The sequence below is a fragment of the Streptomyces sp. NBC_00996 genome (genome assembly GCF_045162675.1).
Taxonomy (GTDB): Bacteria; Actinomycetota; Actinomycetes; order Streptomycetales; family Streptomycetaceae; genus Streptomyces.
The window spans coordinates 3,980,212-3,999,868 of record NZ_CP108723.1; the positions used below are offsets into that span (position 1 = coordinate 3,980,212).

Genomic DNA, 19,657 nt, shown 5'->3' on the forward strand with positions numbered 1-19,657 from the left:
CGGCGGCCGTGTTCGAAGACGTAGGACGGACGTCCCTGAGGACGGACGCAGGACGGCCGTCCTCAAGGACGACAACGAGATGCGTGACCGGAGGACGACGAGATGACCGTGACCCTGGCGGACGTGGCGGCGCGTGCGCAGGTCTCGCCCGCGACCGTGTCCCGGGTGCTGAACGGGAACTATCCCGTCGCGGCGTCCACACGTGAGCGGGTACTGCGCGCGGTGGACGAGCTGGACTATGTACTGAACGGGCCCGCGAGTTCGCTGGCCGCGGCGACGTCCGACCTCGTCGGGATCCTCGTCAACGACATCGCCGACCCCTTCTTCGGGATCATGGCGGCCGCGATCCAGTCGGAGATCGGCGGGCCCGGGGGGCGCGCGGGCGGCGAACGGCTCGGGGTCGTGTGCAACACCGGCGGCTCCCCGGAGCGCGAACTCACCTACCTCACGCTCCTTCAGCGCCAGCGCGCCGCCGCGGTCGTCCTCACCGGCGGCGCCGTCGAGGACACGTCGCACGCCTCCGCCGTCGCCGCGAAGCTGCGCAAGCTGGCCGAGGCGGGCACCCGGGTCGTCCTGTGCGGACGGCCGCCCGCGCCCGAGGCCGCCGAGGCGATCGCGCTCACCTTCGACAACCGCGGGGGCGGTCAGCAGCTCACCGAGCACCTGATCGGGCTCGGACACCGGCGGCTCGGCTACATCGCCGGACCCGAGGAGCGGACGACGACCCGGCACCGGCTGGAGGGGCACCGGGCCGCGCTGGCCGCGTACGGCATCGAGGACGATCCGCGGCACACCGTGTACGGCCGCTACGACCGCCGGTCCGGCTTCGAGGCGACCCTCGAACTCTTCCGCCGCGACCCGTCGTTGACGGCCGTCGTCGCCGCGAACGACACGGTGGCGCTCGGCGCCTGCGCCGCGCTGCGCGACTCCGGCCTGCGCATCCCGGACGACGTCTCCGTCGCGGGCTTCGACGACCTGCCCTTCAGCATCGACGCGGTGCCCGCTCTCACCACCGTGCGGCTCCCGCTCTCCGAGGCGGGCGCGCGCGCCGGGCGGATCGCCATGGGGCGCGAGGAGCCGCCGCCGGGCGGGATCGCCACGGTACGGGGGGAGTTGATGGTGCGGGGCTCGACGGGGGTGCCGCGAGAGTGAACGACGGGGGTGCCGCGAGGATGACGGGGGTGCCGCGAGGATGAAGTGCACCTCCACCGTGCGATGAGTTTTGAGCGGAGCGCCGGTCTTCATGCCGTAATCAACCGAGCGACGAACAGGAGCACCTCCCATGCGCATCGTGATCAGCGAGTTCATCAGCCTTGACGGCGTCGTGCAGGCGCCCGGCGGTCCCGACGAGGACACCGACGGCGGCTTCGCGCACGGCGGCTGGTCGCACCCGTACTTCGACCCGGAGGTCGTGGGCGGTGCCTTCGCCGAAGGTCTGGGCAAGGCGGAGGCGCTGCTGTTCGGGCGGCGCACCTGGCAGTCGATGGCCGCGGCCTGGCCCGAGCGGGCGGGCGATCCGTTCGCGGACCGGATGAACTCCCTGCCGAAGTACGTCGTCTCCACGACGCTCGGCGAGGACGACGTGACGAGCTGGACCAACACCACGCTGATCCCCGGCGCCGACGCGGTCGCCCGCGTCCGGGAGCTGCGCGAGAGCGACGGCGGCGACCTGGCGATGATGGGCAGCCCCACACTCGTACGCACCCTCCTGCGCGAGGATCTGGTCGACGAGCTGCAGCTCATCCGGATGCCGGTCATCCTCGGCGGCGGCAAGACGATCTTCCCCGAGGACGGCGTGAAGCGCCCGCTCGAACGGGTCTCCACGGTCGCCGGCAAGACAGGGGTGGAGGTGTGTGTCTACCGGCCGGCCGACGTGGCGTAGAAGGGGTTCGGAACTGTTGGCCGCTCGACCGTGCGCGGGTGCGCTATCGCGAGTACAGGACCCACACCCACTCAGTCCCTGGGAACGGTAGGCGGCGCGCGGGTGTCCGTTCTATGCTCGGAGCAACGGTATCTCTGACTGAGTCAGCCATCCGGGCCGATCAGCCGGTACCGACCACCCGAGCCGACCATCCGGGACCGACCATGACCGTCCAGGACATCCGCTCCTTCAACCGCTTCTACACGAACGTCATCGGCGCGCTCGACTACGGCCGTCACCTCTACGCCCCGTACACGCTCACGGAGTCGCGCGTCCTCTACGAGCTCGCGCACTCCCCGCGTACGGACGCGGTCGACCTGCGTACCGAACTCTCACTGGATTCGGGGTACTTGAGCCGCATCCTCAACAAGTTCGAGCAGGACGGGCTGGTCGAGCGGGCCCCGTCCGAGAAGGACCCGCGCCGTCGTCGCATCACCCTCACCGCGCGCGGCCGGGACGCCGCCGACCTGCTCGACGAGCGCGCCCGGGAAACCGTCGGTTCGCTGCTCGCCTCCGTCACCCCCGCCGACCGGGTGCGGCTGGCCGAGGCGATGCGCACGGTGCGGACGATCCTGGGCGACGGCGGGGGTCCTCGCCCGCAGGACGTCGTGCTGCGCGAGCCCGGCCCCGGCGACCTCGGCTGGATCGTGCAGCGCAACGCCGCGCTGTACGCGGCCGAGTACGGGTGGAACCCCGACTACGAGGGCCTGGTCGCGAGGATCGTCGCCGACTTCGCCGAGGATCACGATCCGCACCTGGAGCGGGTGTGGATCGCCGAGAGTGGGGGAGGGCGGCCCGTGGGGTGCGTGATGTGCGTACGGGACGACGCGCCCGGCACCGCCCGGCTCCGCCTGCTCCTCGTCGAGCCGGACGCGCGCGGGCTCGGCATCGGCGACCGGCTCGTCGAGGCCGTCGTCGGCTTCGCGCGCGGAGTCGGCTATCGCGACCTCGTCCTGTGGACCAACGACGTCCTCTCCGCCGCCCGCCGCATCTACCAGCGCCACGGCTTCGTCCTCGTCTCCGAGACACCGCACCGTTCCTTCGGCGCGGATCTCGTGGGCCAGGACTGGCGGCTCGATCTGCACGGTACGCAGGAGTGACGAGTAGGGTCCCAGATCATGAAGCTGGCATTCTCCACCCTCGGTGTGCCCGGACTGCCCATCCCCGACGTCGTACGGCTCGCCGCCGCGCACGGCTATCACGGCGTGGAACTGCGGGCACATCCGGAGGAACCGGTGCACCCGGGCATCGGTGCGGCCGAACGGGCCGCCGCGGCGGCGGCGTTCAAGGCGGCCGGGATCGAGGTGCTGGGGCTCGCGGGGTATGCGCGGGTCGCGGCACCGGGGGACGACGAGCCGGTGATCGACGAGATCCGTCGGCTCCTGGACCTCGCACACGACGTGGGCGCCCCGTTCGTACGGGTCTTCCCCGGTGCCGACACCGACCAGAGCCCGGAAGAGGCCGACGCGACCGCCGCTCGCCGCCTCGGCACGGCCGCCGAGTACGCCGCCGACCTGGGCGTACGAATCCTGCTGGAGACCCACGACTCGCACCGCACCGGCGCGGACGCGATCAGGATCCTGGGCCTGGTCGGCCACCATCAGGTGGGCTCGCTCTGGGATGTGATGCACACCTGGCTGGGCGGCGAACAGCCGTCGTCGACGTTTGCCGCGCTCTCGCCGTACCTCGGATACGTCCAGGTCAAGGATGTCGCGTCCGCCGAGGACACGACACCGCTGCCGCTGGGCGCCGGCGTCCTGCCGCTCGCCGAGTGCGTCGAGGTCCTCTCCCGCCACGGCTGGGACGGCTGGCTGTGCTGGGAGTACGAGAAGCGGTGGTACGAGTCGGCCGCGCCGCTTCCGGAGCTGCTGGGCGCAGGGCGCGAGCACCTCGCCCGGCTGCTCAACGAATCGGCGTAGGGCCCCGCACACCGCACGTCACGCGCCCGGCCCGGGGGTAAATCATTCGCCCGGACCGGCGGCGGCCGGTTACCCTCCGCGACGTGAACCACCCCGCGCACCCCGTCACCCCCTCGTGAGCCTCACCCGGACGCTGATCGACGTCCGGCCGTTGCGGACCTCCCCCGCCTTCCGGCGGCTGCTCATCGGGCGGACGGTGTCCGTGGATCGTCGGCCAGGCAGGACCCGACCTCGGCAGCCTGCGCGGCGGCCTGGTCGCCGGGTGGAGCTCCGGCGCGACCGCCCTGGTCAGCGGCGGCCTGTTGTGCCTGCTCGCCGTCACGGCCGTGGGCGCGACGACACCCGAACTGCGCGACGGGGCTACGCCACCGGACGACCGATGATCCTCGCCGAGTCGTACAGGCACCAGTCCAGTACGGCGGGCCAGGAGCCGTAGCCGGCGTCCAGGTCCAGGTGTGCGGCCGCGGGGATGATCTCCGTCGGTACGCCCAGGGGGTCGCCGTAGACGGTGCGGGCGCCCTCGGGGCAGTACGGGTCGTCGTCACCGGCGACGAGACGGGTGGGCCCGGGCAGCGTCAGGGCGTCGAGCGGCGGCGGGGCGAACTCCGCGATCTCCGGGTGCCGTACGAGGACGGATGCGGACGGCGGAGCCACCAGCAGCACCCGGTCGACGTCGAGGCCCGGCAGACCCCGCGTGGCTGCGTGCAGCCACAGCACGGCGGACGCGCTGTGGGCGAGTACGACGCGCTCGGAACCGGACAGCCGGCCGAGGTGGCGGGCCAGTTCACCCAGCCACGCTTCCAGGTCGGGGTCATCGGGATCGGGCAACTGCGGGTACGTGACGTCGCGGCAGCCGGGTTCACGCCGGACATCCGGCACGCCGTCAACGACTGGGGTGCGCTCGCCGCGCTCGTCGAAGCGGGCCAAGGAGTCGCGCTGATCCCCCGCCTGGTCCAGCCGCTGTACGCCCACCGCCGCCTCGCCCTGCCGGCCACCGAGGGTGCGGCGCCGTCCCGCAACGTCTTCGTCGCCGTACGCGCGGGTTCGGAGCGTGACCCGGTGCCGGCCGCCGTACGGGATCAACTGCGTGCCGCGGCTGCCGCCTGGACCGCCTTGCTCACCCTCGCGGACAGCCGGTCCCGGCACTCCGGCCACTCCGCCGCCGTGATCGAATAGATCGCGGAGTCGCGGAGGCGGCCGTCCTCACCCGGGGCCCAGGAGCGGGACCAGTTGCGCAGCACGCCCTCATAGCGGGCGCCCGCGCGCTCGATCGCGGCGCGGGAGCGGCTGTTGCGGGCGTCGGTCTTGAGGTCCACACGGGAGACGCCCCACTCCTCGAAGGCATGCCGGAAGAGCAGCAGCTTGGCCTCGGCGTTGATGCCCGTGCCCTGGGCGGAGGACGCGAGCCAGGTGAAGCCGACCTCGATGGCGTCGAGTTGATCGTCCGTCAGCCAGGAACGCGGCTCCCAGTACGACGTGGCGCCGACCGCTCGCCCCGAGGCGACGGTCACCTGCGCGTACGGCGCGAGCTTGCCGGTCGCGGCGCGGGCGAGCTGCGCGTCGATGTACTGCCCGACCTCGGCGGCCCGGGGCACCCAGGTGAACTCGTACGAGCCCCGGTTCACCTCCGCCGCGACGGCCAGGTCGGCGGCATGACGATGGTCCAGCGGCTCCAGACGTACGAGCGCGCCTTCCAGGACCGGTCCCTCCAGCTTGAAAGTCACCGGCCGAAGTGTTCCGTACGGGACCGGGGCCGTCGAACGATATTCCGGCACCGGCCCCGGGCGGCGCCGCTCGGGAGGGTGGCCCTACTGGTCGAGCTCGGCAGCGAACAAGGTACGCACACGATTCCAGGAGTCCTGCGCGGCGGCCTCGTCGTAGACGTCACGCCCGGGGAAGAAGAAGGCGTGCTGGGCCCCTGGATACACGACCGTCTCGTGGCGTACTCCCGCCTTCGTCAGCGCCTGGTCGATCAGGCTGCGCTGGTCCGCATCGATGACGTGGTCGAGTTCCGCGAAGAACAGCAGCATGCGCACATCACGGTCGGCGATGCTGTCGGTTGCCTCCAGCAGCGGTTCCGGACGGCTCAGCGCGGTTCCGGCGACGGGCAGCCAGCCGGGGTAGAAGATCGCCGCTGCCGCGAGGTCCAGCCGGCTCGCGGCGAAGTAGGCGATGTGGCCACCGAGACTGAAGCCGAGCACACCGGCCTTGCCCGTGGCGGCAGCGTGGTCCCGGACGTAGGCGGTGCAGGCGCGCAGATCCGTCTCGACGCCCTCACGGGTCAGCTGACCGAGCAGTTCGAAGCCGCGCTCTCGGTTCGCGTCGCTCTCCTCCAGACCGGCAGCGGTCTCCGGGCCGGAGCGGTGATAGAGGTTCGGGGCGATCGCGACATAGCCGAGTGCCGCGACCCGCCTCACGATGTCCCGGACCTCCTCGGTCACACCCCACAGTTCGGAGCAGACGAGCACGGCCGGGCGGCTGCCGGCCTCGCTCGGACGGGCCAGGTAAGCAGTCATCGGCCTCGAGCCGCCCACTGCGACGTCCACATCCTGCGCGACGATTTCATACGTCATGAGAGCCCCCTCGAACATCGAACGTGACAATTCCCCGACTCTGTCAGATCTCCGAGCGCATGTGCTCCCCATTTCGGTGAGGCCGGGCTCCGCCTCTCGGGAGGGCCTGCGCCACCCACGCCCCGAACGCCTCGTGGAAGTCCGGGAACGTCTTCCGTACGCACCCCGGGTCGTCGAACCCGATCCCTGGCGCGCGCAGCGACGTCACCGCGAAGGCCATGACGATGCGGTGGTCGCCGTACGTCTTGATCTCGGCCGGGGACGGTGTGCCCGGGTGGATCTCGATCCAGTCGGGGCCGGTCTCCACGCGTACGCCCAGCCCCCGGAGGTTCTCCGCGCAGGCCTCCAGGCGGTCGCACTCCTTCACCCGGGTGTTGCCGACGTCCTCGATGCGGACCGGGCCGGTGGCGAAGGGGGCCAGCGCGGCGAGGGTCGGCATGGTGTCGGAGATGTCGCGCATATTGACCGTGAGGCCGCGCAGTTCGCCGGTCCCCCGGACCGTCGTACGGTCGGACGCGATCTCCACGTGGGCGCCCATGCACCGCAGTACGTCCACGAAGCGCAGGTCGCCCTGGAGCGCGCCCTCGCCGAGGCCCGGGACAATGACCTCGCGGCCGGTGAGCGCGGCCGCGGCGAAGAAGTAGCTCGCGGTGGAGGCGTCGGGCTCGACGGCGTACGTGGTGGCGCGGTAGCCGCCGGGCGCCACCGCGAAGACGTCGCCCTCCACCCGTACGTCCGCCCCGAACGCCCGCATCATCGCCAGCGTGATCTCGACGTACGGCGCCGAGACCAGGTCCGTGACCGTGATGCGCAGGCCCTTGCGGGTCAGCGGGCCGAGCAGGAGCAGAGCTGTCAGGTACTGCGAGGACCGGCCCGCGTCCAGGGTCACCTCGCCGCCCTCCACCCCGGCCGCCGCGATCCGCAGTGGATGGTGGCCCTCCGCCTCCTCGTGACGGAGGTCCACGCCCAGGTCGCGCAGGGCGCGGGTCAGCGGAAGCAGCGGGCGGCGACGCATCTGCGCGGAGGCGTCGAAGCGGTACGTGCCGTGGCCGGCGGCCACCAGGGTGGGCAGGAAGCGGGCCGTCGTGGCGCCGTCCCGGCAGTACACGTCCGCCTCCGTGACCGCGGGGCCCTGCGGGCGGCCGTCGACGTGCCAGGTGTCCGGGGTCCGTCCGACGCGGTAGCCGAGCCGGGTCAGGCCCTCCGCGAAGCCCTCGGTGTCGTCCGAGCGGAGCGGGCGCAGCAGGGTGGTGACCCCGTCGGCCGCCGCCGCCAGGAACAGGGCGCGGGCGGTGATGGACTTGGAACCGGGGATGTCGACTACGGCCATGCCCTCATGCTGGCTCCCTGACCTGCTCCCTCGCTGGAACGTCCGCCAGATGGACCCTCTTGGGTGCCGCCGGACGAGCGCCGCGCCGACGGCACGACGGCCGGCAGTCGGAGCGGGTGGGCCGCCACCCTTCCCGGCACCATTGCCCGCGGCTGGGGCGCCTCACCACCCCCGCCCGACACCCCCGTCCCAACTTCCGGAGTTACCCGGAAACCGGGGAACCCCGAGACAGCGCCCTTCGTCCAATCCGCACGCTGTCGGATGAGTCTCCGCTGTGCGGTGTCGGCCTCGCTGCTGGCTGCGATCGCTGACCACCCTCTCCGCCGCCTGCGGCCGGCAGCACGCCGTCACCGGCGCGCCCCCCTCCAACTGCGCCGGTGGCGGCCCCAACGCGGGTTACTGTGCACACCGTTCCTACAGACTGGGCGGAAGCGAGTCCTGTTGCCAGAACCCGTGCTCAGCCGAACGCCCCGAACGGTGTTGGGCGTTCTGGTTCCCCGCGTTCGCTCCGCTGCCGGGCGGCACGGATCTCGTCCGTGGTCCGGGGATGCGGGGGCGGGGTTCCTCGCGCCGTCGGGTCTCCGCTGCGGCCTGGGCGGTCCGATGCCCCGCACGATCGCTCTGGTCGTGTGGGGGCGGTGCCGTCCGTCGCCGGATCGGATGTCCGAGGGCGCGTCGCCCGATCGCGATGCTCGCCGCATCGTGCCGGGAAACTGTGCGGTTGGTGCTCGTGAGGGGCTGCTGCCAGTGCTGGACGCCCCAGCGTGAGGTGTAGGCGGGGTCGACCGCGACGACCGCGATGCCCTGCTCGGCGGCCATCGCCACCAGCCGGGCCTTGAGTTTCGCGGTGGGGAAGCGGGAGATGAGGCGGCGGAAGCGTTTGTTGCGGCCGTGCTTCTCCCGGCATCGTCCGTCGGTGAAGTCCAGGTTCTCGATCGCCACCGTCACCGCCCCGGTGGCGCGGGTGTGGTGCAGCAGCCTCGTCAGGGCGTGCCGCATCTGCGCGTCCCGGTGCGCGGCGGACCCGGTCAGGTCGTAGAAGATGCGGCGGGGCTCTCCCACCGGGTTGCCGTGCACGTCCAGCCGCCAGGCGGCGAGGTGATCGTCGTTCATGTCGACGGCGACCACACCCCCGGCGAGCGCCGCCTCCAGCGGCAGGACCGGGGCGGGGGTGCGCTGCCAGGAAGCGGTCACATACCAGCGGCCGCGCACCGCGTCGTGGTGGATGCGGTAGGCCACGGCCCGGTTCACGGTGATCCGGTCCAGCCACTCCGCCCCCCGGTGCGCGAACACCACCGCGGCATCGAGCACATACCGGCCGTGCGGGGCATTCGCCAGATGCGCCAGCGCGGCCGGGAGTCTGATCGAGAACTGTCCGGTGTCGGTGATGCGGATGGTCTCATTGCCGAAGCGTTTGCCCGACTCCCCGTCAGCGGCCAGGAACATCCGCGCCGCCCGCCACCGCTCCCGCCAGCCCTGCTCGTCCAGTCCGGCCTCATCCAGGTGGTGGCGCAGCCCCGCGACTTTCTTCCCGCCACGCACCACGCGCACCCGACCCGCCGCCCAGTCCGCCTCCACCCCCGCCAACCGATCCCGCAAGGCGTGCAGGCGGCGGGACTTGGCATGCCACTCGGACCGCGACCCGTACCCCCGTGCCAGCCCCTCCCGCTTCTCCGCCTTCGCACCCAGCGGACGCGCCAGCCGCGCCTCGATCGACGCGATCTGCCCCCGCAGCCACGCCATCTCCGCCGCCTGCCCACGCCGGGCCAACGCCCACTGATCATGCGTCGCCTTGGTGATACTGCCCGCCCACCTGGCCGAGGAGACCCCGGTCAGCTCCCGCTTGCGTAGCGCCCACGCGGCCGCGTCATGCGCCGGCCCCTGCCGGGACCGCACCGTGAGATCACCCGTGGCCGGCGAGCCGAGGAACACACCCACTTCGGTCAGCACCACCGCATCCGTCTCCGACACGCGCAGCCGGGTCCGGATCGCCACCCCCGAAGGGCCGGGCACCACGAACGACGCTGCCACCTCCCGCAGACCACCCACCCCCTCACCCCCGCCCCGCACCGCTACATCCCGTCACCCTCACCCAACGAGCCCCCACGCCAAAGGTCACGCATTCGACGGACAAACTTCCGTTCCCGTCGACCGGAAACCCCTCAGCATGCCTCCACCGCGGCACCAGCGCTCACTCATGCTCGCGAAAACGCACTCCTGCTCGGGCAAGTGACAGCAGTCCCGAACCCTTGACTGGAAGAAACTTCCCGGATATTCGTGACTCCTCGGAAGTTTCCTTCATGAGGGAAGGAGCGCTCGTGCGCGACTCCAGCACGGGAAGCACCGCAAGACCGTCGAGACCGGCCACACTGACCGGACCATCCCGGCGTACCGTCCTCGCCGCCACCGCCGGCGTCACCGCCGCCACGGCCGCCCTCGCCTCCGGCGCAAGCGCGTACGCCGTCGAAAGCAGCCGGCACGACAACAAGGTACTGCGCGCCCTGATCTCCCGTATGACGCTGGAGGAGAAGGTCGGCCAGCTCTTCGTCATGCGGGTGTACGGCCATTCGGCCACCGCGCCCGACCAGGCCGACATCGACGCCAACCTCAAGGAGATCGGCGTCAGGACGGCCGCCGAGCTGATCGCCAAGTACCGCGTCGGCGGCATCATCTACTTCGCCTGGGCGCACAACACCCGTGATCCCCATCAGATCGCCGATCTGTCGAACGGGATTCAGAAGGCCAGCCTGGACCAGCCCCGCGGGCTGCCCGTCCTCATCTCCACCGACCAGGAGCACGGGATAGTGGCACGCGTGGGCAAGCCCGCGACGCTGTTCCCGGGCGCGATGGCGCTGGGTGCGGGAGGTTCGCGGACGGACGCCCGCACGGTGGGCCGCATCGGCGGCGCCGAACTGCACGCCCTCGGCATCCGCCAGGACTACTCCCCGGTCGCCGACGTGAACGTCAACCCGGCCAACCCGGTCATCGGCGTACGCTCCTTCGGCGCCGCCCCGGACGCGGTGGCCGGCCTGGTGGCGGCCGAGGTGAAGGGGTATCAGGCCTCGGGCGTCGCGGCGACCGCCAAGCACTTCCCGGGGCACGGCGACACGGCCGTCGACAGCCACTTCGGCTTCCCGGTCATCACGCACAGCCGGGAGCTGTGGTCGACGCTCGACGCGGTGCCTTTCCGGGCGGCCATCCGGGCGGGCATCGACTCGATCATGACCGCGCACATCATGGTCCCGGCACTCGACCCGTCCGGCGACCCGGCCACGCTCTCCCACCCGATCCTCACCGGCATCCTGCGCGAGGAGCTCGGCTACGACGGGGTCGTGGTGACGGACTCGCTCGGCATGGAGGGCGTACGGCAGAAGTACGGCGACGACCGCGTCCCCGTGCTCGCCCTCAAGGCCGGTGTGGACCAGCTCCTCAACCCGCCCTCCCTGGACGTCGCGTGGAACGCGGTGCTGAACGCCGTGCGCGGCGGTGAGCTGACCGAGGCCCGCCTCGAGGAGTCGATCCTGCGCGTGCTCCGACTCAAGGCGAAGCTGGGGCTGCTGACCAGCCCTTACATCTCCGACGGCGGCGTCGACCGCACGGTCGGCACACCGGCGCACCTCGTGGCGGCCGACCGGATCGCCGAGCGCACGACGACCGTGCTGGTCAACAAGGAGGGCCTGCTGCCGCTGTCCCGTCGGCGCACCCCGAAGGTGCTCGTCGTGGGCGCGGACCCCGCCTCCCCGTCGCTCTCCGACGGACCGCCCACCACCGTCCTCGCCGGCGCCCTCACCGAGCTGGGCTTCACGGCGACGGCCCTGTCCACCGGCACCACACCCTCGACGACGACGATCGCCCGGGCGGTCGCGGCGGCGAAGGACGCGGACGCGGTGGTCGTCGGGACGTACAACGTGACGGCGACCGGTTCCCAGAAGACCCTCGTGGAGCAGCTCGTCGCCACGGGTGTCCCGGTCGTCGCGATCGCCATCCGCAACCCGTACGACGTGGCTCAACTCCCCTCCGTGGGCGCCTGCGTGGCGACGTACTCCTGGACGGACGTGGAACTGCGCGCGGCCGTCCGGGTGATCGCGGGCCGGATCGACCCGCGAGGCACGCTGCCGGTACCGGTGCAGCGGGCGGACGACCCGGCAAAGGTGCTGTACCCGATCGGATACGGGCTGAGCTACTAGTCGGATCGGGACACGAGGTGTCGTACGGCCGGGTCATCCGTCGTACGACACGTACGTCGCGCACCCGACGCACCGCCCCCAACTGGCGCAAAGCACCCCGCATGTCTGGCGTGTGCCCGCAGTGGCGGGTCACGCTGGACCGGGGTATCGGGGGGAAGCCATGCGAGCCAGTGCGTCGGGTCGGCGTTGCATCGGGGCGGTGTACTTGCTGCTGCTTGCGCTGGCCGTGCTCTGCGGATGTCAGCGCTGGCAGTCCGCCTCCGATTCCGGGGACAGCGCGTCCAGCGCGGGAGCGACACCGACACGGCCCTCCGGGTACGGGGCGGTGTTCCTCGGCGTCGACGAGTGCAGCTCCTTCGGAACGACCAGCTTCACGGAGGTGCCCTGCACAACTGAACGGGCCGCCGCGCGGGTGATCGCGCGCTACGACGGCAAGGTCGCGGACGGCCCGTCCTGCCCCGCGACGACGGACTTCGTCCTGCACATCAGCCAGACCGCGCCCGCGTCGGACGAGGACGGCGACGGTGCGGTCCCGCAGGGCTACGCCTGCATGCGCAAGTTCGAACCCCCGCACCCCGGCGATCCGGGCGGCGGCGGAGGCCCCCGCACCATCGTCGGCGACTGCGTCTACAGCGCGGGCAGCGGCCAGGTCCGTGAGACGGCGTGCGACGGCACGGGCAGGAAACCCCCGGAGTACAAGGTGACATCGGCGGTCACCGCCCGGTCCAAGTGCCCGGCGTCGACAGCCCTCTACGTCCAACTGGGCGGCAGCAAGCCGGTGGGCTGCGCCCGCCCGGTGTGATCGACGGGCGGGCACAGCGGGTGCGTTACGGACGCAGCGCCGGCTCGCGTTCCACGTCGCGCACGTCCAGCTTGGCGTCGAACTTCGCCAGCGGCTCGGCCGCGGACGGGTTCGACCGGACGGTCGTCGACGCGACGCCCGCCCATTGCAGGATGCGGGCTGTGGCGAGGGCCTTCTCGTCGGCGACGAGACCGGCGACGTTGGCGCCGTGGTTCAGACCCGGCGCCGTGAAGACGTACGAGTCATGCGCGCCCGAGCCGAGGCGGAAGCGCTCCGCGCCCCACGGGTCGTTCTGGCCGTAGACGAAGAGCATGTGGTGCGCGTGGTGGCGGACCCAGGTGTCCACGTCGCGCATCGCCCACGGCTGGAACTTCATCGGGATGGAACGCGGCACGAAGTTCCGCGGCGGCTGGTAGCCGTACTTGATGTACTTCTTCTCGATGGAGGGGAAGTGGATCGTGGGGGCGCCGAGCTGGGTGCCCGCCTGGTAGTAGTACGGCGTGTACGTCTCCAGGCCCTGGTCGGTGTAGGCCGAGAAGCCGGAGATGGTGTCCACCGAGTCCCAGATCGCGTCGTCCGTCGCGTGGGCGGCGTCCGCCGGGATCGAGTCGCAGTCCGCCAGCAGGCTGTACTGCCAAAAGCCCCACACGTAGTCGAGCACGACCGCCTCGTAGGCCCGGTCGAGGCTGCCGATGGTCGTGAACGTGTAGCCGTTGTCGGCCGCGTACTGCTCGTATTTCTTCTCCAGCGGCTCCCGGCGCACCAGCGCCTCACGCTGCACGGTGTTCAGCTTGTCGCGGCACTCCTTGGTGCCGACGTGTCCGAAGAAGCGGTCGTACGCCGAGTCCTCGTCGTTCACCACGTCGTTGGGGGCGACGTACGCGACGACGCCGTCCATGTCCCGCGGGTAGAAGCGCTCGTAGTACGTGGCGGTCATGCCGCCCTTGGAGCCGCCCGTGGAGAGCCACTTCTGGGAGTAGATCGGCTTGAGGGCCTCGAAGATACGGTGCTGGTCGCCGGCGGCCTGCCGGATGTCGAGCTTGGACCAGTCGGCCGGGGCGGGCCGGGACGGAGTGAAGAAGCGGTACTCCATGGAGACCTGGTTGCCGTCCACGATCTGGGTCGGCTCGCGGCGGCTGGGGGTCGTGGAGACGTTGTAGCCGCCGGTGTAGAAGACCGTCGGGCGCGCGGTGTCCTTGTGCAGCACGGTGATCCGCTGCTGGAACGTGCCCTTGGACGGGTGCCTGTGGTCGATCGGCTGGGTGTAGTCGAGGACGAAGAACCGGTAGCCGGCGTACGGCTTCTCCTGGATCAGGCTCATGCCCGGTATGGCGAGAAGCCGGTCCTTGATGTCGACGTCACTGCTTGCGGTGCCGGTGGTGGCCTCCGGCTGGGCGGCGGTGGCCGCCCCGGCCGTGCTCAGCGTGCCTATGAGCACTGTGAGCGCCAGCAGCCATCTGAGCGCCTTGCGCATGCACCCTCCCCTGGGAATACGCAGCTGTCCGCCGGAACCTAGCGGAGCAACTGCCGTGACACCAGGGGATGTTGGGCATTCCTGTGAATGTGCCCAGATCCGCGCGCCGGGGGCTCAGCAGAGAATCCAGCCCGTGCTCACCGAGCCCGAGCCGACCGACCCCTTGATCCGGACGCAGCGGTGACCGGCGTGCACGGTCACCGGGCCCGCGTGGTGCGCGAAGCGCCCCGAGTCGACCACCGGCCGGTTGCCGCGCGCCTGCACGCTGACCGACATCGGCTTGCGGGACCCCCGACTCTTGGGGAAGGTCACGGCGCAGACGTAACCGCTGCGCTTGTAGACCTGCACGTACCCGGTGGAGAAGGGCAGCGTGCGGACCTTGTGTCCCGAGCAATAGGAGGTGGCCGCCTGCGCGCTGCCGGGGCTCGCGAGCGCGAACAGCCCGGACGCGGCCAACACGGCCACACCGAGCGCCAACCGTCGGCGTATCGCACCACTGTCCACTGTCGTCCCTCCCGCAGCAATCAGCGTACTGGTGTACGGACGCACGACGTACGTCGGATGGTTGCGTTCGCCCGAGGCTCACTCTGGAGAGTTTTTTCCGTGTTTGGGGCAACCGTGCACGTTTACCCGGGGTCCAACTGGTCACAAGCGAAAGGCGGTAGTCCATGTCCGGCACCAAGCCCGCACGCACGAAGCACTCCCGCAAGCCCTCGCGTACGACCGTCCGCGTCCTCGTCGCGGCAGCCCTCCTCACCGCGGCCGGCGCCTCCGTACCGGCGGTCGCCAGTTCCGCCGGCCCGCCCCCGGCCCGTAGCGGCGCCAACGGTCCCGTCTACGACCGGGTGGCCGACTTCTACGGCGCCTACATCGACGCGGTGACCGACTCGGGATCCGGCCGCCTCGACTCCCACTTGCGCACGTTCTATCTGACTTCGGACCTCCGGTCGCGCCTTGCCAAGTGGGAGAACCGCGAGCACGCCGACGGCGTGCTGCGCGCCCAGGACGTGCCGCGCGCCTGGAAGGTGACGGCCGGCGACAGCGGGATGGGTCACACCTGGTCGACGGTCCGTCTGACCTGGGGCTCCGCCCAGCATCCGACGTACACGTATCTGACCGTGCAGTCCGATCTGGCGACGAAGAAGATCTCCGGCATCAAGGCGAAGTCCTGACGGCGGTCGGGCGACAGAACGACGGACCTCAGGCGGTGGAACCCACCGGCTCCTCCGGCTCCGGCGCCCCGACGAACGTCCGCCACAACTCGGCGTAGTGACCGTCGAGTCGGAGCAGCTCGTCGTGGGTGCCGTCCTCCGCGACGCGGCCGTGGTCCATGACCACGACCCGGTCCGCGCGGGCCGCCGTCGTCAGGCGGTGGGCGACCACCAGGGTCGTCCGGCGGCCCGCAAGGCGGTCGGTGGCCTGGTTGACCAGGGCCTCCGTCGCCAGGTCCAGCGCGGCGGTGGCCTCGTCGAGGAGCAGGACGTCCGGGTCGACGAGCTCGGCACGGGCCAGGGCGATCAGCTGACGCTGGCCGGCGGAGAGGTTGCGGCCGCGCTCGGCGACCTCGTGGAGGTAGCCGCCGTCGAGCGTGGCGATCATGTCGTGCGCACCGACCGCGCGAGCCGCGGCCTCCACCTCGGCGTCGGTGGCGTCGGGGCGGCCGTAGGCGATGGCGTCGCGGACCGTGCCCTGGAACAGGTACGCCTCCTGGGGCACGACGCCGAGTCGGTGACGGTACGAGGTGATGTCCAGGGCACGCAGATCCGTACCGTCGGCCGTCACCCGCCCGCCCGTCGGGTCGTAGAACCGGGCGACCAGCTTCACGAGCGTCGACTTGCCCGCGCCGGTCTCCCCGACGAAGGCGACGGTCTGCCCGGCGGGGATGTGCAAGGACACGCCACTGAGGGCCTCTTCGTCGTCGCCATACGCGAAGTCGACGTCCTCGAAGGCGATTTCGCCCCTCAGGGACAGGACTTCGAGCGGCTCGTCGGCGGCCTTCGTCGAGGTCGGCTCCTGAAGCAGCTCCTGGATGCGGCCGAGCGAGACGGTGGCTTGCTGGTAGCCGTCGAAGACCTGCGAGAGCTGCTGCACGGGCGCGAAGAACAGGTCGATGTAGAGGAGGTACGCCACGAGCGCGCCGGTCGTCAGCGTGCCGGCGTCCACCCGGTGGGCGCCGACCATCAGCACGGCCGCCGCGGCCACGGACGAGAGCAGCTGGACGAACGGGAAGTAGACGGATATCAGCCACTGCCCACGGATCCGGGCCTGGCGGTAGCTGTCGCTGCCCTCCGCGAACCGCCGCCCGCCCGAGCGCTCGCGCCGGAACGCCTGCAGGATCAGCAGCCCGGACACCGACTCCTGGAGGTCGGCGTTGACCACCGACACCCGCTCACGGGCGAGTTCGTACGCCTTCACGCTCGCCCGGCGGAAGAAGAACGTGCCGATGATCAGCGGCGGCAGCGTCACGAAGACGACGAGCGCCAGCTGTACGTCGATCACCAGCAGCGCGAACATGATGCCGAAGAAGGTGACGACGGAGACGAAGGCGGTGACCAGGCCCGTCTGCAGGAAAGTCGACAGCGCGTCGACGTCGGTCGTCATCCGGGTCATGATCCGACCCGTCAACTCCCGCTCGTAGTAGTCGAGTCCGAGGCGTTGCAGCTGCGCGAAGATCTTCAGGCGGAGCGAGTACAGGACCCGCTCCCCCGTCCGTCCCGTCATCCGCGTCTCACCGATCTGCGCCGCCCACTGGACAAGCACGGTGACCAGCCCGAGCGCGGCCGCGGCCCACACCGCGCCGAGCGCCATCTTGGTGACGCCCTGGTCGATGCCGTGCCGGATCAGCACGGGCAGCAGCAGGCTCATGCCGGCGTCGACGGCGACGAGGCAAAGGCTCACCAAGAGGGGAGGCCCGAAGCCGCGCAGCAGCCGCCGCAGTCCGTACGACTCCTCCGGCGTGACCGCGCGCGCCTCGTCGATGCCGGGGGTGGCGGTGGCCGGTGGCAACGCCTCGACCTGGGCGAGGAGTTCGGGGGTGGCGGGCATCCCGGCGAGCGCGTTGTCCTTGGGCTCGCGGTCGCCGGTCCACAGGTGCGGCGTACTGCCCCCTCCGGGGGGATTCCCCCCAGACCCCCCTTCCCGCTCCGCGTCGAACTCGGCGTCCAGTTCGTCCCGTACGGAGGTGTCCTCCTGCGGTGCCACCGGCTGAGCGTGTCCCGGGGAGACCCCGCCCAGCTCGTCCGGGTCGGTGAGCAGCCGCCGGTACAGCGGGGACCGCTGCTGGAGCTCTTCGTGGGTGCCGAGGGCGGCGAGGCGCCCGCCGTCGAGCACGGCGATGCGGTCGGCGAGGTTGAGCGTGGAGCGCCGGTGCGCGATCAGGAGGGTGGTGCGGCCCTCCATGACCCCCTTGAGGGCCTCGTGGATCTCGTGCTCGACACGGGCGTCGACGGCAGAGGTGGCGTCGTCGAGGACGAGCAGCCGCGGGTCGGTGAGGATCGCGCGGGCGAGCGCGACGCGCTGCCGCTGGCCGCCGGAGAGGGTGAGGCCGTGCTCGCCGACCTTGGTGTCGTAGCCGTTCGGCAGCTCGGCGATGAACCGGTCGGCCTGGGCGGCGCGGGCGGCGGCCTCGATCTCCTCCTGGGTCGCCTCCGGGCGGCCGTACGCGATGTTGGCGCGCACGGTGTCGGAGAAGAGGAAGGAGTCCTCGGGGACGAGCCCGATCGCGGCGCGCAGCGACTCCTGCGTCAGCTCGCGCACATCGTGGCCGCCGACGAGGACGGCACCGTGTGTGACGTCGTAGAAGCGCGGGAGGAGGAGGGAGACCGTGGACTTCCCGGAGCCGGAGGAGCCGACGACGGCGAGGGTCTCGCCCGGCCGGATCTCGAACGACAGCCCGTCCAGTACCGGCCGCCCCTCCTCGTATCCGAACGACACGTCGTCGAACTCGACCGTCGCGGGCGCGTCGGCGGGCAGGGTCTTCGTCCCGTCCTGGATCGACGGCTCGGTGTCGATGAGTTCGAGCACGCGCTCGGCACCGGCGCGGGCCTGCTGCCCGACGGTGAGGACGACGGCGAGCATGCGCACGGGCCCGACGAGCTGGGCGAGGTAGGAGGAGAACGCGACGAACGTACCGAGCGTGATCTGCCCGCGCACGGCGAGCCAGCCGCCCAGTGCGAGCATCGCGACCTGGCCGAGGGCGGGGACGGCCTGGAGCGCCGGGGTGTACTTGGCGTTGAGTCGGATGGTCCGCAGCCGCCCCGCGAAGAGCCGCCGCCCGGCCTCCCTGAGCTTGCCGGTCTCCTGCTCTTCCTGCCCGAAGCCCTTCACCACGCGGACGCCGCTGACGGCGCCGTCGACGACTCCCGCGACGGCGGCGGCCTGGGCCTGCGCGTACCAGGTGGCGGGGTGCAGTTTGGAGCGGCTGCGCTTGGCGACGAACCAGAGGGCGGGGGCGACGGCGAGCGCGACCAGGGTGAGCGGCAGGGACAGCCAGGCCATGATCGCGAGGGAGATCAGGAAGAGCAGGATGTTGCCGATGGTCATCGGCAACATGAAGAGCAGGCCCTGGATCAGCTGGAGGTCACTCGTCGCCCGTCCGACGACCTGCCCGGTGGACAGCTCGTCCTGGCGCCTGCCGTCGAGCCGGGTGATCGTCTCGTACATCTCCGTACGGAGATCGTGCTGGACGTCGAGGGCGAGGCGGCCGCCGTAGTAGCGGCGGATGTAGGTGAGGACGTAGACGAGGACGGCGGCGCCTATCAGCGCGCCGGCCCAGGGGGCCATGCCCCTGGTGTGGTTCCCCACCACGTCGTCGATGATCACTTTGGTGATCAGCGGGACCAGCGCCATGACGGCCATGCCGGCCAGCGAGGAGCCGAGCGCGAGGACGACGTCCTTCGGGTACCGCCACGCGTACCCGACCAGGCGCCGTGCCCAGCCGGCTCCCTGTTCCCGCCCCGCCCGGCCCCGCATTTCCCCCTGCTGCGCTGCCACGCCGTGCCTTCCGTAGTTCTCACTCCGCCGGAAAGCACCAACACCGAATGAAGCGGATTTCATCCCTCCGCGATATTCGTCACCTCGATATTCGTCTCCTACGGCAGCCGGACCCGCAGGGAGTGGAAGCGGGTGATCTGAACCGGGTTCTGGTTGTCGTCGCTGACCAGGAGCAGGGTCGGACGGCCGTGGGCGCGGCCGGTGACCGCGGGGCCCTCGATGTTGTCGAGGAACGGGTCGGGCTGCGGCTGCTTGGCCCGGGCGCCCAGTGAAGGACAGTTCACGAGGTCCGCGAGGAGGGTCTTCCGAGCCAGGCGCACGCCGTCCTGACCGGTGAGGGTGTCGACGCCACTGGTGTCCGTGGCGTGCCGCAGGTCCGCCGGGTAGAGCCGGACCGTGTTGCCGACGCCCGAGGTGAAGCCGCGCTCCAGGACGAGGAGGCGCCCGTCGGGGGTGGCG

General features: G+C 71.3%; 16 protein-coding genes and 2 pseudogenes. 9 read left to right on the forward strand and 9 right to left on the reverse strand.

Annotation, left to right across the window (positions count from 1 at the left end; translation table 11 throughout):
- Nucleotides 1-102 precede the first annotated feature (102 nt).
- The 5 genes and pseudogenes from OG390_RS18810 to OG390_RS18830 all read left to right on the forward strand — a co-directional run.
- Complete coding sequence (locus OG390_RS18810) at nucleotides 103-1,152, forward strand: LacI family DNA-binding transcriptional regulator (protein WP_406169386.1); 1,050 nt, start codon at nucleotides 103-105, stop codon at nucleotides 1,150-1,152.
- A 130-nt stretch (nucleotides 1,153-1,282) separates the two neighbouring features.
- Nucleotides 1,283-1,882 (forward strand): dihydrofolate reductase family protein, encoded by a 600-nt coding sequence (locus OG390_RS18815; protein WP_406169388.1) that lies wholly within the window; start codon nucleotides 1,283-1,285, stop codon nucleotides 1,880-1,882.
- A gap of 203 nt (nucleotides 1,883-2,085) precedes the next feature.
- Nucleotides 2,086-3,021, forward strand: coding sequence for a GNAT family N-acetyltransferase (locus OG390_RS18820; RefSeq protein ID WP_406169390.1), 936 nt, complete (start codon nucleotides 2,086-2,088; stop codon nucleotides 3,019-3,021).
- Between the two features lie 18 nt (nucleotides 3,022-3,039).
- Nucleotides 3,040-3,840 carry a sugar phosphate isomerase/epimerase family protein gene (locus tag OG390_RS18825; RefSeq protein ID WP_406169391.1) on the forward strand — a complete coding sequence of 267 codons (801 nt, stop codon included), beginning with the start codon at nucleotides 3,040-3,042 and terminating at the stop codon, nucleotides 3,838-3,840.
- Nucleotides 3,841-4,046: 206 nt separating this feature from the next.
- Nucleotides 4,047-4,223, forward strand: a pseudogene (locus OG390_RS18830) (MFS transporter); the annotation flags it as partial.
- Here OG390_RS18830 and OG390_RS18835 read toward each other — a convergent pair.
- The gene (locus OG390_RS18835; RefSeq protein WP_406177734.1) at nucleotides 4,201-4,812 is read right to left on the reverse strand and encodes an alpha/beta hydrolase; all 612 of its coding nucleotides are present in this window, start codon (nucleotides 4,810-4,812) and stop codon (nucleotides 4,201-4,203) included. The pseudogene OG390_RS18830 and the gene OG390_RS18835 overlap by 23 nt on opposite strands.
- Between OG390_RS18835 and OG390_RS18840 the strand changes: the two genes are divergently transcribed.
- Nucleotides 4,711-5,016, forward strand: a complete 306-nt coding sequence (locus OG390_RS18840) for a LysR substrate-binding domain-containing protein (protein ID WP_406177736.1) — start codon at nucleotides 4,711-4,713, stop codon at nucleotides 5,014-5,016. The two genes, OG390_RS18835 and OG390_RS18840, sit on opposite strands and share 102 nt — an antisense overlap.
- Here OG390_RS18840 and OG390_RS18845 read toward each other — a convergent pair.
- The 4 genes from OG390_RS18845 to OG390_RS18860 form a co-directional block, all read right to left on the reverse strand.
- Nucleotides 4,920-5,564 carry a GNAT family N-acetyltransferase gene (locus OG390_RS18845; RefSeq protein ID WP_406169393.1) on the reverse strand — a complete coding sequence of 215 codons (645 nt, stop codon included), beginning with the start codon at nucleotides 5,562-5,564 and terminating at the stop codon, nucleotides 4,920-4,922. The genes OG390_RS18840 and OG390_RS18845 overlap by 97 nt on opposite strands.
- An 84-nt stretch (nucleotides 5,565-5,648) precedes the next feature.
- The gene (locus tag OG390_RS18850; RefSeq protein WP_406169395.1) at nucleotides 5,649-6,413 is read right to left on the reverse strand and encodes a dienelactone hydrolase family protein; all 765 of its coding nucleotides are present in this window, start codon (nucleotides 6,411-6,413) and stop codon (nucleotides 5,649-5,651) included.
- 43 nt (nucleotides 6,414-6,456) lie between these two features.
- Entirely contained in the window at nucleotides 6,457-7,743 is a 1,287-nt protein-coding gene (gene aroA / locus OG390_RS18855; RefSeq protein ID WP_406169397.1) for a 3-phosphoshikimate 1-carboxyvinyltransferase, read from the reverse strand.
- Nucleotides 7,744-8,157: 414 nt separating this feature from the next.
- Nucleotides 8,158-9,792 carry an IS200/IS605 family accessory protein TnpB-related protein gene (locus OG390_RS18860; RefSeq protein WP_406169399.1) on the reverse strand — a complete coding sequence of 545 codons (1,635 nt, stop codon included), beginning with the start codon at nucleotides 9,790-9,792 and terminating at the stop codon, nucleotides 8,158-8,160.
- 269 nt (nucleotides 9,793-10,061) lie between these two features.
- Here OG390_RS18860 and OG390_RS18865 point away from each other — a divergent pair, with 269 nt between their 5' ends.
- Both OG390_RS18865 and OG390_RS18870 read left to right on the forward strand, forming a co-directional pair.
- Nucleotides 10,062-11,930, forward strand: a complete 1,869-nt coding sequence (locus tag OG390_RS18865; protein ID WP_406169401.1) for a glycoside hydrolase family 3 protein — start codon at nucleotides 10,062-10,064, stop codon at nucleotides 11,928-11,930.
- Between the two features lie 160 nt (nucleotides 11,931-12,090).
- Nucleotides 12,091-12,732 (forward strand): hypothetical protein, encoded by a 642-nt coding sequence (locus tag OG390_RS18870; protein ID WP_406169403.1) that lies wholly within the window; start codon nucleotides 12,091-12,093, stop codon nucleotides 12,730-12,732.
- Between the two features lie 25 nt (nucleotides 12,733-12,757).
- Here the strand turns inward: OG390_RS18870 and OG390_RS18875 are convergent, their stop codons facing one another.
- Both OG390_RS18875 and OG390_RS18880 read right to left on the reverse strand, forming a co-directional pair.
- Nucleotides 12,758-14,206, reverse strand: a complete 1,449-nt coding sequence (locus OG390_RS18875) for a S28 family serine protease (protein ID WP_406169405.1) — start codon at nucleotides 14,204-14,206, stop codon at nucleotides 12,758-12,760.
- Nucleotides 14,207-14,320: 114 nt separating this feature from the next.
- Nucleotides 14,321-14,710 carry a hypothetical protein gene (locus OG390_RS18880; RefSeq protein WP_406169407.1) on the reverse strand — a complete coding sequence of 130 codons (390 nt, stop codon included), beginning with the start codon at nucleotides 14,708-14,710 and terminating at the stop codon, nucleotides 14,321-14,323.
- A gap of 164 nt (nucleotides 14,711-14,874) precedes the next feature.
- On the opposite strand from OG390_RS18880, the gene OG390_RS18885 reads away from it, so the two are divergent.
- Nucleotides 14,875-15,378, forward strand: coding sequence for a hypothetical protein (locus OG390_RS18885; RefSeq protein WP_406169409.1), 504 nt, complete (start codon nucleotides 14,875-14,877; stop codon nucleotides 15,376-15,378).
- 28 nt (nucleotides 15,379-15,406) lie between these two features.
- On the opposite strand, the gene OG390_RS18890 is transcribed toward OG390_RS18885, so the two are convergent.
- Together OG390_RS18890 and OG390_RS18895 are read right to left on the reverse strand one after the other, a co-directional pair.
- Nucleotides 15,407-19,177, reverse strand: a complete 3,771-nt coding sequence (locus OG390_RS18890; protein ID WP_406177738.1) for an ABC transporter ATP-binding protein — start codon at nucleotides 19,175-19,177, stop codon at nucleotides 15,407-15,409.
- Between the two features lie 119 nt (nucleotides 19,178-19,296).
- Nucleotides 19,297-19,656, reverse strand: a pseudogene (locus OG390_RS18895) (esterase-like activity of phytase family protein); the annotation flags it as partial.
- Between the last annotated feature and the right edge of the window lies 1 nt (nucleotide 19,657).

What these genes read in the sequence shown, in the direction of transcription:
- OG390_RS18810 (WP_406169386.1), top strand. Translation starts at nt 103, where the DNA reads ATGACCGTGACCCTGGCGGACGTGGCGGCGCGTGCGCAGGTCTCGCCC.
- OG390_RS18815 (WP_406169388.1), top strand. Translation starts at nt 1,283, where the DNA reads ATGCGCATCGTGATCAGCGAGTTCATCAGCCTTGACGGCGTCGTGCAG.
- OG390_RS18820 (WP_406169390.1), top strand. Translation starts at nt 2,086, where the DNA reads ATGACCGTCCAGGACATCCGCTCCTTCAACCGCTTCTACACGAACGTC.
- OG390_RS18825 (WP_406169391.1), top strand. Translation starts at nt 3,040, where the DNA reads ATGAAGCTGGCATTCTCCACCCTCGGTGTGCCCGGACTGCCCATCCCC.
- OG390_RS18850 (WP_406169395.1), bottom strand. Translation starts at nt 6,413, where the DNA reads ATGACGTATGAAATCGTCGCGCAGGATGTGGACGTCGCAGTGGGCGGC.
- aroA (WP_406169397.1), bottom strand. Translation starts at nt 7,743, where the DNA reads ATGGCCGTAGTCGACATCCCCGGTTCCAAGTCCATCACCGCCCGCGCC.
- OG390_RS18870 (WP_406169403.1), top strand. Translation starts at nt 12,091, where the DNA reads ATGCGAGCCAGTGCGTCGGGTCGGCGTTGCATCGGGGCGGTGTACTTG.
- OG390_RS18875 (WP_406169405.1), bottom strand. Translation starts at nt 14,206, where the DNA reads ATGCGCAAGGCGCTCAGATGGCTGCTGGCGCTCACAGTGCTCATAGGC.
- OG390_RS18885 (WP_406169409.1), top strand. Translation starts at nt 14,875, where the DNA reads ATGTCCGGCACCAAGCCCGCACGCACGAAGCACTCCCGCAAGCCCTCG.
- OG390_RS18890 (WP_406177738.1), bottom strand. Translation starts at nt 19,177, where the DNA reads ATGCGGGGCCGGGCGGGGCGGGAACAGGGAGCCGGCTGGGCACGGCGC.